Source organism: Paraburkholderia sartisoli, from assembly GCF_900107685.1.
Taxonomy (GTDB): Bacteria; Pseudomonadota; Gammaproteobacteria; order Burkholderiales; family Burkholderiaceae; genus Paraburkholderia; species Paraburkholderia sartisoli.
This window is the reverse complement of the sequence record NZ_FNRQ01000002.1, coordinates 861,395-876,669: the sequence shown is the minus strand read 5'-3', so window position 1 is coordinate 876,669 and position 15,275 is coordinate 861,395. Positions and strand designations below refer to the sequence as shown.

13 protein-coding genes are annotated in these 15,275 nt (G+C 65.4%); 12 read left to right on the top strand and 1 reads right to left on the bottom strand.

Annotation, left to right across the window (positions count from 1 at the left end):
• The first annotated feature begins 139 nt into the window (after nt 1-139).
• From BLV45_RS11185 to BLV45_RS11145, 9 genes are all read left to right on the top strand, one after another.
• The gene (locus tag BLV45_RS11185; protein WP_090532716.1) at nt 140-967 is read left to right on the top strand and encodes an outer membrane protein assembly factor BamE; all 828 of its coding nucleotides are present in this window, start codon (nt 140-142) and stop codon (nt 965-967) included.
• A 258-nt stretch (nt 968-1,225) separates the two neighbouring features.
• Nucleotides 1,226-2,023, top strand: a complete 798-nt coding sequence (gene dapB / locus BLV45_RS11180; protein WP_090532713.1) for a 4-hydroxy-tetrahydrodipicolinate reductase — start codon at nt 1,226-1,228, stop codon at nt 2,021-2,023.
• 65 nt (nt 2,024-2,088) lie between these two features.
• Nucleotides 2,089-2,763, top strand: a complete 675-nt coding sequence (locus tag BLV45_RS11175) for a MotA/TolQ/ExbB proton channel family protein (protein ID WP_090532712.1) — start codon at nt 2,089-2,091, stop codon at nt 2,761-2,763.
• 24 nt (nt 2,764-2,787) lie between these two features.
• A complete protein-coding gene (locus BLV45_RS11170) occupies nt 2,788-3,288 on the top strand; it encodes an ExbD/TolR family protein (protein ID WP_090532710.1) in 501 nt (166 codons plus the stop codon).
• 328 nt (nt 3,289-3,616) lie between these two features.
• The gene (gene leuS / locus BLV45_RS11165; RefSeq protein ID WP_090532708.1) at nt 3,617-6,211 is read left to right on the top strand and encodes a leucine--tRNA ligase; all 2,595 of its coding nucleotides are present in this window, start codon (nt 3,617-3,619) and stop codon (nt 6,209-6,211) included.
• Nucleotides 6,212-6,293: 82 nt separating this feature from the next.
• On the top strand, nt 6,294-6,845 hold the full coding sequence (locus BLV45_RS11160; RefSeq protein ID WP_090532706.1) for an LPS-assembly lipoprotein LptE: 552 nt from the start codon (nt 6,294-6,296) through the stop codon (nt 6,843-6,845).
• A 48-nt stretch (nt 6,846-6,893) separates the two neighbouring features.
• Complete coding sequence (gene holA, locus BLV45_RS11155) at nt 6,894-8,018, top strand: DNA polymerase III subunit delta (protein WP_090532704.1); 1,125 nt, start codon at nt 6,894-6,896, stop codon at nt 8,016-8,018.
• Between the two features lie 155 nt (nt 8,019-8,173).
• A complete protein-coding gene (locus BLV45_RS11150) occupies nt 8,174-9,445 on the top strand; it encodes a glutamate-5-semialdehyde dehydrogenase (protein ID WP_090532702.1) in 1,272 nt (423 codons plus the stop codon).
• A gap of 58 nt (nt 9,446-9,503) precedes the next feature.
• Nucleotides 9,504-9,920, top strand: coding sequence for a CopD family protein (locus BLV45_RS11145; protein ID WP_090532700.1), 417 nt, complete (start codon nt 9,504-9,506; stop codon nt 9,918-9,920).
• Here the strand turns inward: BLV45_RS11145 and BLV45_RS11140 are convergent, their stop codons facing one another.
• On the bottom strand, nt 9,921-10,811 hold the full coding sequence (locus BLV45_RS11140; protein WP_090532698.1) for a MurR/RpiR family transcriptional regulator: 891 nt from the start codon (nt 10,809-10,811) through the stop codon (nt 9,921-9,923).
• A gap of 295 nt (nt 10,812-11,106) precedes the next feature.
• On the opposite strand from BLV45_RS11140, the gene edd reads away from it, so the two are divergent.
• From edd to BLV45_RS11125, 3 genes are all read left to right on the top strand, one after another.
• Nucleotides 11,107-12,969 carry a phosphogluconate dehydratase gene (gene edd, locus BLV45_RS11135; RefSeq protein ID WP_090532695.1) on the top strand — a complete coding sequence of 621 codons (1,863 nt, stop codon included), beginning with the start codon at nt 11,107-11,109 and terminating at the stop codon, nt 12,967-12,969.
• Between the two features lie 2 nt (nt 12,970-12,971).
• The gene (gene eda / locus BLV45_RS11130) at nt 12,972-13,613 is read left to right on the top strand and encodes a bifunctional 4-hydroxy-2-oxoglutarate aldolase/2-dehydro-3-deoxy-phosphogluconate aldolase (protein WP_090532900.1); all 642 of its coding nucleotides are present in this window, start codon (nt 12,972-12,974) and stop codon (nt 13,611-13,613) included.
• 295 nt (nt 13,614-13,908) lie between these two features.
• Complete coding sequence (locus BLV45_RS11125; RefSeq protein WP_090532693.1) at nt 13,909-15,273, top strand: GntP family permease; 1,365 nt, start codon at nt 13,909-13,911, stop codon at nt 15,271-15,273.
• Nucleotides 15,274-15,275: the final 2 nt, after the last annotated feature.

Here is a 15,275-nt window from a genome sequence, read left to right as displayed (position 1 = left end):
AGAGTACAATGCAGGGTTCTAATAGTAATGTGAATTGCTGTTCAGGTCATCTTCGACAGAAACTCGCGCGGCTTGCCAGCAAGCCCGCACGGTGAGTGAAATGATTTCAAAATCTCAATTGATCTACCGGGGGAGCCGCATGCGGGGTACCTTGATCGCTGCTGCGGCTGTAGCGGTTCTTGCTGGATGTTCCACGTACGACAGCCTCACGCAGCGTATTGCGCAAAGCATTACGCCGTACCGGATTACTGTCGTGCAGGGCAACTTCGTTTCGAGCGAAGCAGCAGCGCAAATGAAGGTCGGCATGTCGCGCGCGGAAGTGCGCCAGCTACTCGGCACGCCGCTTTTGACCGACATGTTCCACGCCGATCGCTGGGACTACCTGTTCTATTTCAAGCGCGGTTCGACCGCGATCGTGCAGCAGCGCGACTTCATCGTGATGTTCGCGGATGACCGCGTCGCGAGCTGGTCGGGTGGCGACGATCTGCCGTCCAACCTCGAACTGCTCGCCGATATCGATGGCGACCGCACCGGCAAGAAGGTCGCCGTCGCGCCGGTCGTGGCGAGTGGCGCAACGGGCGCGAGTGCGCCGGTCGCGGCTGCCGCCGCTTCGGCGCCGGCGCCGGTGACCGTCGACACGACGCGTTCGCCCGCTGCAACCGACGCGACCGCCGCGGCCGCATTGCCTTCGACGGCTGCGAACGAGCAGGCTGCGCAAGCCGCGAACCGCGCGACCGACGCCGTTCAGGCGCCGACAGGTAAAACGACGCCTTCGGTGCGTGCGGGCACGCCGCCTTCGGCAGGCCTGCCGCCGAACGCGGGCACGCCGGTCACGCCGCAATTCCAGTTCCACCGTCCGCCGCCGCCGCCCAACCCGAACGCGCCGTCCGAGAACCCGGTGGGTCCGGTCGGTCCGCAAAGCAGCGCGCCAGCACCGGCATCGGCATCGACGGGAACGGGCGGCTAGCCATACTGTCTGTCACTTTGCGGGCCGGGCTCGCGAAGTGCTGTCGCGTGAGCTGGCTTGCTCGTGTGTGCGGGGTTTGCCGGGCCTGGCGTTGTGCAACGGCGTCCCGCGCGGCCGGCGCCGCAGGCGTGAAGCGAGTCCAGGTCCGGTCGCCGCGCCGCTGGCCTTTTCCAGTTTTTCCGCGGTTTGATGGCGTGGAGAGGGCGTTTTTGTTCGCGCGCTCCATCCATCCGCCGCCCTGTTGCTCATGAGTTGCCGATGAAAATTGCCATTGCTGGAGCGTCGGGCCGGATGGGCCGCATGCTCATCGAAACCGTTCTGAACGACGCCGACGCGACGCTCGCAGGCGCGCTCGTGCGCGCCGGTCACCCGCAACTGGGCCAGGACGCCGGTGCGTTCCTCGGCAAGTCGACGGGGGTTCTCCTGACTGACGACATCGACCGCGTTTTCGCCGAAGCCGACTATCTGATCGACTTCACGCGCCCGGCCGGCACGATGACGCACGTCGACGCCGCGTTGCGCCACAACGTGAAACTCGTGATCGGCACGACCGGTTTCGACAACGCGCAGAAAGCGCAGCTACGTGCCGCCGGCGAGAAGACGGGCGTGGTGTTCGCGGCGAACATGAGCGTCGGCGTGAACGTCACGCTGAAGCTGCTCGAATTCGCGGCGCGCCATTTCGCGACCGGCTACGACATCGAAATCATCGAGGCGCATCACCGGCACAAGGTCGACGCGCCGTCGGGCACCGCGCTCATGATGGGCGAGGTCATCGCCGACGCGCTCGGCCGCGATCTCGATGCGTGCGCGGTGTACGGCCGTGAAGGCGTGACGGGCGAGCGCGATCCGTCGACGATCGGCTTTTCTGCGATCCGCGGCGGCGACATTGTCGGCGACCACACGGTGCTCTTTGCCGGCATCGGCGAGCGTATCGAGATCACGCACAAATCGGCGAGCCGTCTGTCGTACGCGCAGGGCGCGCTACGCGCGGTGCGCTTCCTCGACGCTCACCCGAGCGGTTTCTTCGACATGCAGGACGTACTCGGCCTGCGCTAAAACCCGCGTCAGCATCCGCGCATTTCGTGGCGGTTCGACGTTCGACAGTCCTGAAGCGAGGCTCGATGGCAAACACCGGCATCTACCACTATCTGCAGACCAGCGACGCGATCACACATGGCGTCGCGTGGCTGTTGCTGGCGATGTCGGTGGCGAGCTGGTGTTTCCTGATCGTGAAAAGCTGGGTGCTCGGCCGCGCGAAGCGTCAGGGGCCGCGCGCCGTCGCGCTGTTCTGGCAGGCGCGGACCTTGTCGGATGGCGTCGCCGCAATCCGGATCGCGGATCGCGAACGCGTTTTCGCGCCGCTGGCTGAAGCCGCGCTGCATGCCGCCGAAGCCGACATACCTGGCGCGCTGCTGGGCCAGGTCGAGCGCAGCGAGCGCGTGCTGCGCGCGTTGCGCCAGGCGCTTGCCGCGTCGCAGCGTCGTCTGGAATTCGGCCAGGTGCTACTCGCGTCGGTCGGCAGCACGGCGCCTTTCGTCGGACTGCTCGGCACCGTGTGGGGCATCTATCACGCGCTCGGCAGCATCGCCGCGAGCGGGCAGGCCATGATCGAAAACGTTGCGGGGCCAGTCGGGGAGGCGCTGATCATGACGGCGTTCGGTCTCGTGGTCGCGATTCCCGCGGTGCTTGCCTACAACGTGCTCGGACGCATGGTGCGCCAGCTGTCGGAAGAACTCGACGGTTTCGCGCACGACCTGCACGCCTACGCGTGCGCGCCGGCCGCGAGCGGCGCCTGAACATCTTTCGCGGAGGTCATCAATATGGCATTCGGCGGACTCGACAGGAAGCAGACCGCGGCACCGATGGCGGACATCAACATGACGCCGCTGATCGACGTGATGCTCGTGCTGCTCGTCATTTTCATCATCACCGCGCCGCTCTTCACGCACGCGATCAAGCTGGATCTGCCGAAGGTGGCGTCGGCGCCGTCGCGGCAGACGCCGCAAACCATTTCCCTTTCCATCGACGCCGCCGGCAAGCTCTACTGGGACAGCACGCCGCTCACGCTCGACCAGTTGCGCACGAGATTCGCCGAAGCCGGCAAGCGCGCGGACCAGCCGGAAATCCATCTGCGCGCCGAACGCTCGACGCGCTACGAAACGATCGCCCAGGTGATGGGCGCGGCGCAGCAGGCCGGCCTCGAGCGCATCGGGTTCGTGACGGATCCGCCGCCGGTTACGCAGGGCAACCCGGCTGCGGCAGCCAGTTCGGGCAGTCTGCCGACTCCCCCGCAGGCATTGGCCCGGCCGGCGGGCCAGTAGCATCGCTCACGCGCTCGTCGCGTGCCGGTAACGCATTGGTAATCCGGCGGTAGCGCGCCCGTGACACGTCATCCGCCGCGCAGGCCGCCTCTGCGACGGCGAGCGCAAAAGCTCAGCACAGGCGGGCCCCGAACGGCAACCCGGCGCTTCCGCCCGGTGCATGCCGGGCGCGGCCACAACCCGCCTGTGCAAATCGCACCGCCGCGGCCCGGTCACCGCGCCGCCGGACGGTATAATCAGCCCTTTCCCCCGCAAGGGGGCGACCGATTCCATCAAGCAAAGCACCCGGCCCGGTGCGAAAGCACCGACCCAGCGACTCCACCACACCATGCACGAAAAATACGTTCCCTCCGACGTCGAATCCGCCGCGCAAGGGCAATGGCGCGCTTCCGACGCCTACCGGACACCGGAAACCTCCGACAAGCCCAAGTTCTACTGCGTCTCGATGCTGCCGTACCCGTCGGGCAAGCTGCACATGGGCCACGTGCGCAACTACACGATCAACGACGTGATGTACCGCTATCTGCGGATGAACGGCTACAACACGCTGATGCCGATGGGGTGGGACGCGTTCGGCATGCCCGCCGAAAACGCGGCGATCGCGAACAACGTGCCGCCGGCGAAGTGGACGTACGACAACATCGCGTACATGAAGAAGCAGATGCAGTCGATGGGCCTTGCCATCGACTGGTCGCGTGAAGTCGCGACCTGCAGCCCGGATTACTACAAGTGGAACCAGTGGCTCTTCCTGAAGATGCTCGAAAAGGGCATCGCGTACAAGAAGACCGGCACGGTGAACTGGGATCCGGTCGACCAGACCGTGCTCGCGAACGAGCAGGTGATCGACGGTCGCGGCTGGCGCTCGGGCGCGCTCGTCGAGAAGCGCGAAATCCCGATGTACTACATGCGCATCACGCAATACGCGGATGAACTGCTGAGCGACCTCGAAGGCCTCGGCTGGCCCGAGCGCGTGAAGGTGATGCAACAGAACTGGATCGGCAAGAGCTTTGGCGTGAACTTCGGCTTCCCGTACGAGATCGACGGCGAAGCGAAGCTGCTTCGCGTGTTCACGACGCGCGCCGACACGATCATGGGTGTCACATTCTGCGCGGTCGCGGCCGAGCATCCGCTCGCGACGCGTCTCGCACAGGGCCGCCCGGAGTTGCAGGCGTTCATCGAAGAGTGCAAGCGCGGCGGCGTGGCGGAAGCCGACGTCGCGACGATGGAAAAGAAGGGCATGGCCACCGGCTTCTTCGTCACGCATCCGCTGACGCAGGAGAAGGTCGAAGTCTGGATCGGCAACTACGTGCTGATGAGCTACGGCGAAGGCGCCGTGATGGGCGTGCCGGCCCACGACGAGCGCGACTTCGCGTTCGCCAACAAATACGGCCTGCCGATCAAACAGGTCGTGGCGGTTGGTGGCAAGACGTTCTCCACCGAAGCCTGGCAGGAGTGGTACGGCGACAAGGAAGGCGGCGCCTGCGTACACAGCGGCAAATACGACGGTCTTGGCTACGCGGCCGCCGTCGACGCGATCGCCGCCGACCTGAAAGCGCTCGACCTCGGCGACAAGCAGATCACGTGGCGTCTGCGTGACTGGGGCATTTCGCGCCAGCGTTACTGGGGCACGCCGATTCCGATCATCCACTGCCCGAGCTGCGGCGACGTGCCGGTGCCGGAAAAGGATCTGCCCGTCGTGTTGCCGGAAGACCTCGTGCCGGACGGCACGGGCAATCCGCTCGCGAAGAGCGAGGCGTTCCTGAACTGCACGTGCCCGACGTGCGGCGCGGCGGCGAAGCGCGAAACCGACACGATGGACACGTTCGTCGATTCGTCGTGGTACTTCTATCGCTACGCCGCGCCGGACGCGAAGACGATGGTCGACGCGCGCACCGATTACTGGATGCCGATGGACCAGTACATCGGCGGCATCGAGCACGCGATTCTTCACCTGCTGTATTCGCGTTTCTGGGCGAAGGTGATGCGCGACATGGGTCTCGTGAAGTTCGGCGAACCGGCGAAGAACCTGCTCACGCAGGGCATGGTGCTGAACGAAACCTACTATCGCGAAAGCGACGCGGGCAAGAAAACCTGGTACAACCCGGCCGACGTCACCGTCACGTATGACGACAAGGGCCGTCCGGTGGGCGCGGTGCTGATTGCCGACGGCCAGCCGGTCGTGCTCGGCGGCGTCGAGAAGATGTCGAAGTCGAAGAACAACGGCGTCGATCCGCAGGTGCTGATCGACCAGTACGGCGCCGACACCGCGCGTCTCTTCGTGATGTTCGCGGCGCCGCCGGAACAGCAGCTCGAGTGGTCGGGTTCGGGCGTCGAGGGCGCGAGCCGCTTCCTGCGTCGTCTGTGGACGTTCGGTCAGGCGAACGAGGCGGCGCTGGCCCGGCGGGCATCGTTCGACGTCGCGAAACTCACCGACACCGACAGGGCGCTGCGTCGCGAGATCTATAGCGTGCTGAAGCAGGCGGACTACGATTACCAGCGTCTGCAGTACAACACGGTGGTGTCGGCGGCGATGAAGATGCTCAACGCCATCGAGAGCGCGAAAGGCGCGACGCCTGCCGTGCTGCGCGAAACCTACGGCGTGCTGCTGCGCGTGCTGTATCCGGTCGTGCCGCACGCGACGTTCCAGCTGTGGCAGGAACTCGGTTACGCCGACGAAGCCGGCACGCTCCTCGATGCGCCGTGGCCGAAGGTCGACGAACAGGCGCTCGAGCAGTCGGAGATCGAACTCGTGCTGCAGGTGAACGGCAAGGTGCGTGGCGCGCTGACGGTCGCGAAAGACGCCGCGCGCGAAGCGATCGAACAGGCGGCGCTCGCGCACGAGATGGTCGCGAGATTCGGCGAAGGCAAGCCGCCGAAGAAGATCGTCGTCGTGCCGGGTCGTCTCGTCAACGTCGTCGTTTAACGGAAAGCAGCGGGATGAACAGGGTGCCGGCAACGCGTGTGGAAGCCGGCCCTGTCCGTCGCCGGGTATTCAGGGAGCCAATGTGATTCGCAGATCGTTCTTGACGCTCGCGTGTGGTGTGATGGTGTTGTCCGCATGCGGCTTCCAGCTGCGCGGCCAGCAGAATTACGCATTCAAGCGCCTCAATATCACGGGCGCGCCGGCTGCGGTTGCCGCGCGGCTGACCCGGATGATCGAAGGCGGCAGCGATACCGTGGTCGTCAACGCGGCGACCAGCGCGGACGCCGTGCTGCGGATGTCCGAAGGACGCAGCAACAGCGTGCTCACGCTGAATTCGCTCGGCGTCGTCGAAGAGTATCAACTGAATTACTCGCTGAACTACACGCTCACTGGCGCGGACGGCACATTGCTGATCCCGCCGAGCTCGATCGCGCTGAACCGCGCGATGACCTATAGCGACCAGTTCTCGCAGGCAAAGGGCGCCGAAGCCGACATCCTGTTCGCCGACATGCAGAACGACGCGGTCGACCAGCTGACGCGTCGTCTCGCGGTGGTCCGCTCGCTGCATCCGGCGCCGGGCGAGGAAGCGCCGGCGGTCGCGCCGCGTGCGCCGTTGCCGCCGCCGCCGCTGTGAGCCGTCTCCAGTGACCCGTCTTTATCCTGTGCAACCGTAGCCAGCCCTATGCAACTGCGACTTGACGCGCTCGAACCGCACCTCGCGAAAGGCCTCGCTGGCCTGTACGTCGTGTATGGCGACGAGCATCTGCTTGCGCAGGAAGCGTGCGATCGCATTCGCGCGACGGCGCGTGCGGCCGGGTTCACCGACCGCTCCGTGTTTACCGTCGAGCGCGGTTTCGACTGGAGTTCGCTGCTGGGCGCGAGCCAGTCGATGTCGCTCTTCGGTGACCGCCAGCTGGTCGAGTTGCGCATTCCGTCGGGCAAGCCGGGCAAGGAAGGCGCGGACGCGCTCAAGACGCTCGCCGCCGCGTCCAGTCCCGATGTCCTGACGCTGGTGACGTTGCCGCGTGTCGATGTCGCCACGCAGAAGTCGGCGTGGTTCACGGCACTCGCCGAGGCGGGCGTCGCGCTGAAGATCGACCCGGTCGAGCGGGCGCAACTGCCGGCGTGGGTCGGGCAGCGGCTCGCGCAGCAGGGTCAGCGGGTTGCCGCGGGCGAAGAAGGTCGCCGCGCGCTGCAGTTTATCGCCGAGCGTGTCGAGGGCAATCTGCTCGCCGCGCATCAGGAAATCCAGAAGCTTGGCCTGCTTTATCCGCAAGGCGTGTTGAGCTTCGAGCAGATCCACGACGCCGTGCTGAACGTCGCGCGTTACGACGTTTTCAAGCTCAACGAAGCGATGCTCGCGGGCGATGTCAGCCGGCTCTCGCGCATGCTCGACGGGCTGCGCGGCGAAGGCGAGGCGGCCGTGCTCGTGCTGTGGGCCGTCGTCGAGGAAGTGCGGACGTTGCTGCGTATCAAGCGCGGTGTCGAGACCGGCAAGCCGCTTGCGATCCTGCTGCGCGAAAACCGCGTGTGGGGTCCACGCGAGCGGCTCGTCGGGCCGGCATTGTCGCGCGTCACGGAAGCCGCGCTCGAAAAGGGTCTCGCGCTGGCCGCACGGCTCGACCGTCAGGTGAAGGGTTTGTCCGGCGGCACACCGGGCGATCATCGTCACGATCCGCCGCCTGACCCGTGGAGCGGACTTTTCGAACTGGCGATGACAGTTGCTTCGCCAGCGAAATCCGCTCCGGGCGCGGGAGCCAGGGCAACGGCGGTAGCGCCAGGCCGCCCAGCCTCGCGGCCACGCTGATATCGCCAGCCGGTGTCCGGCAACGGACGCACCAACGGACGCACCTTCAGCAAAGCCGCCGTCCCCGACTTACAATCGACGCATCTTTTCCGCCAATCCAGCTATTCCTGTCTGCGCCCCGCGCGTGAGCCAGGCGCGACACCAAGAGAACGACGATGGACATCAGCCAGTACATGACCGACCTCGGCCGCCGCGCACGACACGCTTCGCGCGCGATGGCGCGTGCCTCGACGGCCGCGAAGAACGCCGCGCTGGAAGCCGTGGCGAACGCCATCGAACGCGATGCGGCGACGCTGACAGCCGCGAACGCGCGCGACGTCGCGAAGGCCCGCGAGAAAGGCCATGATGCCGCGTTCATCGACCGTCTGACGCTCTCCGACAAGGCGCTGAAGACGATGGTCGAGGGCCTGCGCCAGGTCGCGGCGCTGCCGGACCCGATCGGTGAAATCAGCAATCTCAAGTATCGTCCGAGCGGCATTCAGGTCGGGCAGATGCGCGTGCCCCTGGGTGTGATCGGCATCATCTACGAATCGCGCCCGAACGTGACGATCGACGCCGCCGCGTTATGCCTGAAGTCCGGCAACGCCACGATCCTGCGCGGCGGCTCCGAAGCGCTCGAGTGCAACACAGCGCTCGCGAAGCTGATCGGCGAAGGGCTGGAAGCGGCCGGCCTGCCGCAGGACGCGGTGCAGGTCGTGGGCACGTCGGATCGCGCGGCGGTCGGCGTGCTGATCACGATGACGGAATACGTCGACGTGATCGTGCCGCGCGGCGGCAAGAGCCTGATCGCGCGGCTCATGGAAGAGGCGCGCGTGCCGATGATCAAGCATCTCGACGGCATCTGCCACGTGTACGTCGACGACCGCGCGGATATCGCGAAGGCGCTCACCGTCTGCGACAACGCGAAGACGCACCGCTACGGCACGTGCAACACGATGGAAACGCTGCTGGTCGCGCGCGGCATCGCGAATGAAGTGCTGCCGCCGCTCGGCAAGCTGTATCGCGACAAGGAGGTCGAGCTGCGCGTCGACCCGGCGGCGCGCGCGGTGCTCGAAGCGGCCGGTGTCGGCCCGCTCGTCGACGCCACCGGGGAAGACTGGCGCACCGAATATCTTGCGCCGGTGCTGGCGATCAAGGTCGTCGACGGCATCGACGCGGCGATCGGGCACATCAACGAATACAGCTCGGCGCACACGGATGCGATCGTCACCGAAGACCACGACCGCGCGATGCGTTTCCTGCGCGAAGTGGATTCGGCGAGCGTGATGGTCAACGCATCGACGCGATTCGCGGATGGCTTCGAATTCGGCCTCGGCGCGGAAATCGGCATCTCGAACGACAAGCTGCACGCACGCGGACCGGTTGGGCTGGAAGGCCTGACATCGATGAAATACGTCGTGCTGGGGCATGGGGAAGGGCGTCAGTAACGCGCGAGCCTCTTCGTCATCACGCCAATCACACACAACAAGTTTCCAAGGACCGCCGATGCTCTGGGTGAAGACGTTTCACATCGTACTGGTTGCTGCCTGGTTTGCAGGGCTCTTTTACCTGCCGCGCATCTTCGTGAATCTGGCGATGGAAACGGAACCCGCCGCGGTCAAGCGGCTCCTGATCATGGCGCGCAAGCTGTTTCGCTTCATGACGCTGATCGCCGTGCCCGCGCTTGCGTGCGGGTTGTGGCTGTGGCTCGCGGTCGGCATCGGACGCGGGCAGGGCTGGATTCACGCGAAGGTCGGCGTGGTCGTGCTGCTCGTCGTCTATCACCTGTATTGCGGCGTCCTGCTGCGCACATTCGAGCGCGGCGAAAACCGGCGCTCGGACAGGTGGTACCGGATGTTCAACGAACTCCCGGTTCTCGGCTTGCTCGCCGCTGTCGCGCTCGTCGTGATCAAGCCGTTCTGATCAGCGTTTCGCCGCGTTTGCCGCGGGTTTGCCCGCGGCCGCGCCCGTGGCGGCGTCTTCGATCCGGCGTCGTCGCAATATGTCCTTCGCCTCAGCGAGCTTGCCGAGCAGTTCCGGCCCCAGTCTGAGCGCCACGCCCACCGCCAGAATGTCGCCGATCGCGAGATGCGAAACGCGCGATGTCATCGGCGAAAAGATATCCGTGTCTTCATCGACGTTCGCGTACAGCCCGACCGTGGCAAGCCGCGCGAGCGGCGAATTGCCGTGCGTGATCGCGATCACCCTCGCACCCGCGGCCAGCGCCGAGCGCGCGGCATCGACGATGTCGCGCGTGCGTCCGGTATTCGAAATCGCGACCACGACGTCGCCCTTGCCCAGCAGCGCCGCCGACATCAGGAACGTATGCGGGTCCGAATACGCGACGCTTGGCACGCCGAGGCGGAAGAACTTGTGCTGCACGTCGAGCGCCGCGATACCCGAGCCACCCGCGCCGTAGAACTCGATGCGTCGCGCATCGGCGAGGAGTGCGATCGCCGCCGCCACGCTATCCGACGACAGGTTGTTGCGCACCTGGATCAGCGCGCCGATCGTCCGGTCGAGCACTTTCGCGGCGACACCCGGCGTCGGCTCGTCCGCGCGCACGTCGCGATAAACCGCCGGCACCTCGGCCGCGATGCCCTGCGCGAGGCGAATCTTGAACTCCCTGAAACCTGAAAAACCGAGCGCGCGACAGAAGCGCGCGATCGTCGGCTGGCTCACGCCCGCGCGCGCCGCCACTTCCGTCATCGACAGGTCGAGCACCTCGCGGGGCGCCTCGATCACGTAGTCGGCCAGCTTGCGCTCGGACGGACGCAACTGGTCGCGCATGGCCTCCACCTGGGACAGCATCATCGGAAAACTCGCACTATGCTGAAGAATGCGTGGACTATAGCTGATCGCGCTGATATGTACAAAAACTACATATCCCGCTGTAGGTGTAATCCCTGGGTTTCGCGTGATTTTGTCTTAAGCGCCGTATGGAGAGGCTTTAGAGGCGATTCCGGTATCCTGAAACGTGAGTCGGCAGGTCGTTGCGGTTATGTAGTTTTTCTACTAACATCGCTTTGTCGGCTGTGAAAGCCGTCCCCCGCGATATCAATCTGGCGCCGCGTGCGAGCCCCGCGCAGCCAGCGACGAAGGAGCTTCGATGGTTTCCCCGCATCCGCAATTGACGAAGGTCACGCAACGCGTGATCGAACGCAGCAAGCCCAGCCGGGCGGCCTATCTGGCGCGCATCGACCGCGCGCAGGGCAAATTTCCGGCGCGTGGCGTGCTGTCGTGCGCGAACCTCGCTCATGGCTTCGCCGGTCTCGAGGGCAAGGAGAAGCTCGCGATCAAGACAATCCGCGAACCGAACATCGGCATCGTTTCGTCGTACAACGAGATGCTGTCGGCGCACGCGCCGTACAAGAATTTCCCTGACATCATCAAGGCGGCCGCGCGTGAAAACGGCGGCGTCGCGCAGTTCGCGGGCGGCGTGCCGGCGATGTGCGATGGCGTGACGCAAGGCAACGCGGGCATGGAACTGTCGCTCTTTTCGCGCGAAGTGATCGCGATGAGCACGGCCGTCGCGCTCACGCACAACATGTTCGACGCGGCGCTGTGTCTCGGCGTGTGCGACAAGATCGTGCCGGGCCTGTTGATCGGCGCGCTGCAATTCGGCCATCTGCCGACGATCTTCGTGCCGGCCGGCCCGATGACGAGCGGCCTCTCGAACGACGACAAGGCGAAGATCCGCCAGAAATTCGCCTGTGGCGAAGTGGGCCGCGATGCGCTGCTCGAGGCGGAAGCGGCGGCCTATCACGGCCACGGCACCTGCACGTTCTACGGCACGGCGAACAGCAACCAGATGCTGATGGAAGTGATGGGCCTGCATCTGCCGGGCTCGGCGTTCGTCCACCCGCACACGCCGCTGCGCGACGCGCTCACCGCGCAGGCCGCGCGCCACGTGCTCGACCTCACGGCCGAGCGCGGCAACTACACGCCGATTGGCCACGTCATCGATGAAAAGGCGATCGTCAACGGGATCGTCGGCCTGCTGGCAACCGGCGGCTCGACGAACCATACGCTGCATCTGGTCGCGATCGCGCGCGCCGCGGGCATCGTGATCGACTGGGACGACTTCGACACGCTGTCGCAGGCGGTGCCGCTGCTCGCCAGGGTCTACCCGAACGGCAAGGCCGACGTGAACCACTTCCACGCGGCCGGCGGCATGGCGTTCCTGATCCGCAACCTGCTCGAAGACGGCCTGATGCACGAAGACGTCAACACGGTTGCCGGGCGCGGCCTGTCGCATTACACCGAAGAGCCGAAGCTGATCGATGGCAAGCTGACGTGGACGCCGGGCGCGGCGGATAGCCACGACACCGCCGTGCTGCGCAGCATCAAGGAGCCGTTCCAGCCGGATGGCGGCCTGCGTCTGATGCAGGGCAAGCTCGGTCGCGGTGTCATCAAGATTTCGGCGGTTGCGGCGCAGCATCGCAAGGTGAAGGCGCCGGCCATCGTGTTCGATTCACAGGAAGCCGTGCAGGAAGCGTTCGACAGGGGCGAGCTGAAGCGCGACTTCGTGGCGGTCGTGCGCTTCCAGGGCGCGCGGGCAAACGGCATGCCCGAACTGCATCGTTTGACGCCGCTGCTCGGCGTGTTGCAGGATCAGGGTTTCCACGTCGCGCTCGTGACCGACGGACGGATGTCCGGCGCATCGGGCAAGGTGCCGGCGGTCATCCACATTTCGCCGGAAGCGTTGCTGCAAGGGCCGATCGGCAAGGTGCAGACGGGCGACACGATCGTCATCGATGCCGAAGCGGGCGTGCTCGACGTCGAAATCGATGCAGCCACATGGGCGGCGCGCGCGGTCGCGCAGCCGGCGCATCAGGCGGAAAACGAAGTCGGCTTTGGCCGCGAACTGTTCGGCGTTTTCCGTGCCTCGGCGGCGCCGGCGGAGCATGGCGCATCGGTGTTCGGTCCGATGATCGGCGAAATCCACGAATTGCAGAAACAGGGAGCATGAACATGACGCAAAAGACAGTGAGCGAAATCGTCCGTCTGGGTCCGGTCATTCCGGTTCTGGCGTTCGACTCGGTCGAGCAGGGCGAGAACGTGTCGCGTGCGCTGCACGCCGGCGGCGTCAAGGTGCTCGAAATCACGCTGCGCACGGACGCCGGCCTGAAGGCGATCGAGCGCGCGAGCCAGCTGGCGGAGGACATCGTCGTCGGCGTCGGCACGATCACGCGGCCGGAGCAGTGCGCGAAGGCGAAGAAAGCGGGTGCTACGTTCGGCGTCTCGCCGGGCCTCACGAAAGAGATGCACCAGGCCGCGCAGGACGCCGGCCTGCCGCTGCTGCCGGGCGTGATGACGCCGACGGACATCATCGTCGCGCTGGAACTCGGCTATGAGATCGTCAAGTTCTTCCCGGCGCAGCAGGCCGGCGGCGTGCCGATGCTGCAGGCGTTCAGCGGTCCGTTCCCGACGCTGAAGTTCTGTCCGACGGGCGGCATCACCGCGGAAACCGCGACGCATTTCCTGTCGCTGCCGAACGTGGTGTGCGTCGGCGGTTCGTGGCTCACGCCGAAGTCGGCGCTGGCCGCGCAGAACTGGGACGAAGTCACGCGTCTCGCGCGCGCGGCAAGCCAGCTGGCCGCGCCTTCGCACTGAGCGTGGGCGGGCTGACGCGCGCCGCCGCATAAAAATGCCCGCACGATGCGTGCGCGCATGGGTTTCGCCAGAGAAGCCTCGTTGAAACGGTCTGATGGCCGCAACAGTGAGGCTTTTTTTGCATTCAGGATTTCCCGTCATGAGCGTCATCTACTACAGTCCAGTACAGAAAACTTCAACTGACAGTAGAATTCAGCGTCCGCGCGGACGGCCCTGAATGCCGCCGCGTCTGGCTGTCAACCCGGGTGCCGGCGGCATGTTGCATCCATACGAATAAACAACAAGGAGGAGCTTCATGGAAGCTGTTCACGGCGGCATGCTGCTGGTCTACGCGCTGATCGCGATTGCAGTCCTGATCCTGATGATCACGCGTTTCAAGGTCTATCCGTTTCTCGTCCTGATCATCGTTTCACTGCTGCTCGGCCTCGCGGTCGGCATGCCGATGAACACGATCGTCAAGGCGTTCGAGACCGGCAACGGCAACACACTGGGTCACATCGCGATCGTCGTCGGCCTCGGCACGATGCTCGGCAAGATGATGGCCGAGTCGGGCGGCGCGGAACGCATCGCGACCACGCTGATCGACAAGTTCGGTGAGAAGAACATTCACTGGGCGATGATGGTCGTCGCGATCATCGTCGGCTTGCCGGTGTTCTTCGAAGTCGGCTTCGTGCTGCTGATCCCGATCGCGTTCAACGTCGCGAAGCGCACCGGCAAATCGCTGCTGCTGATCGGCCTGCCGATGGTCGCGGGTCTTTCGGTCGTGCATGGCCTGATTCCGCCGCACCCCGCGGCGTTGCTCGCCGTGCAGGCGTATCACGCGGATATCGGCAAGACCATCGCGTACGGGCTCATCGTCGGCGTGCCGACGGCGATCGTCGCCGGTCCGCTGTTCGCGCTGCTGATCCACAAATACGTCAAGCTGCCGGCGAACAATCCGCTCGCCGCGCAGTTCATCAACGAGCACGCGGACGATGAAAAGAAGCGCGATCTGCCGGGCTTCGGCATCACGCTCTTCACGATCCTGCTGCCGGTGATCCTGATGCTGATCGGCAGCTGGGCCGACCTCGTGTTCGCGCCGAAGACGGTGGCGAACGACCTGCTGCACTTTGTCGGCAACTCGGATGTAGCGCTGCTGATCGCGGTGCTCGTCAGCTTCTGGACGTTCGGTGCGAAGCGCGGCTTCAACCGTGAGCAGATCCAGAAGTTCTGCGGCGACTGCCTCGCGCCGATCGCGGGCATCACGCTGATCGTCGGCGCGGGTGGCGGCTTTGGCCGGGTGCTGATCGAGAGCGGCATCTCGAAGCAGATCGTCGATACGGCGACGTCGGCGCATCTGTCGCCGCTGCTGCTCGGCTGGTTCGTTGCCGCGCTGATCCGTCTTGCGACGGGTTCGGCGACGGTCGCGATGACGACCGCCTGCGGCATCGTCGCGCCGATCGCGGCGGCCGGTGGCATGCAGGTCAAGCCCGAACTGCTGGTGCTGGCGACGGGTTCCGGTTCGCTGATCTTCTCGCACGTGAACGACGGCGGCTTCTGGCTCGTGAAGGAATATTTCGGCATGACGGTGGGCCAGACGTTCAAGACGTGGTCGCTGTGCGAAACCATCATTTCGCTGATGGGTCTGGGTTTGACGTTCGCGCTCGCGGCGGTACTGTAAGC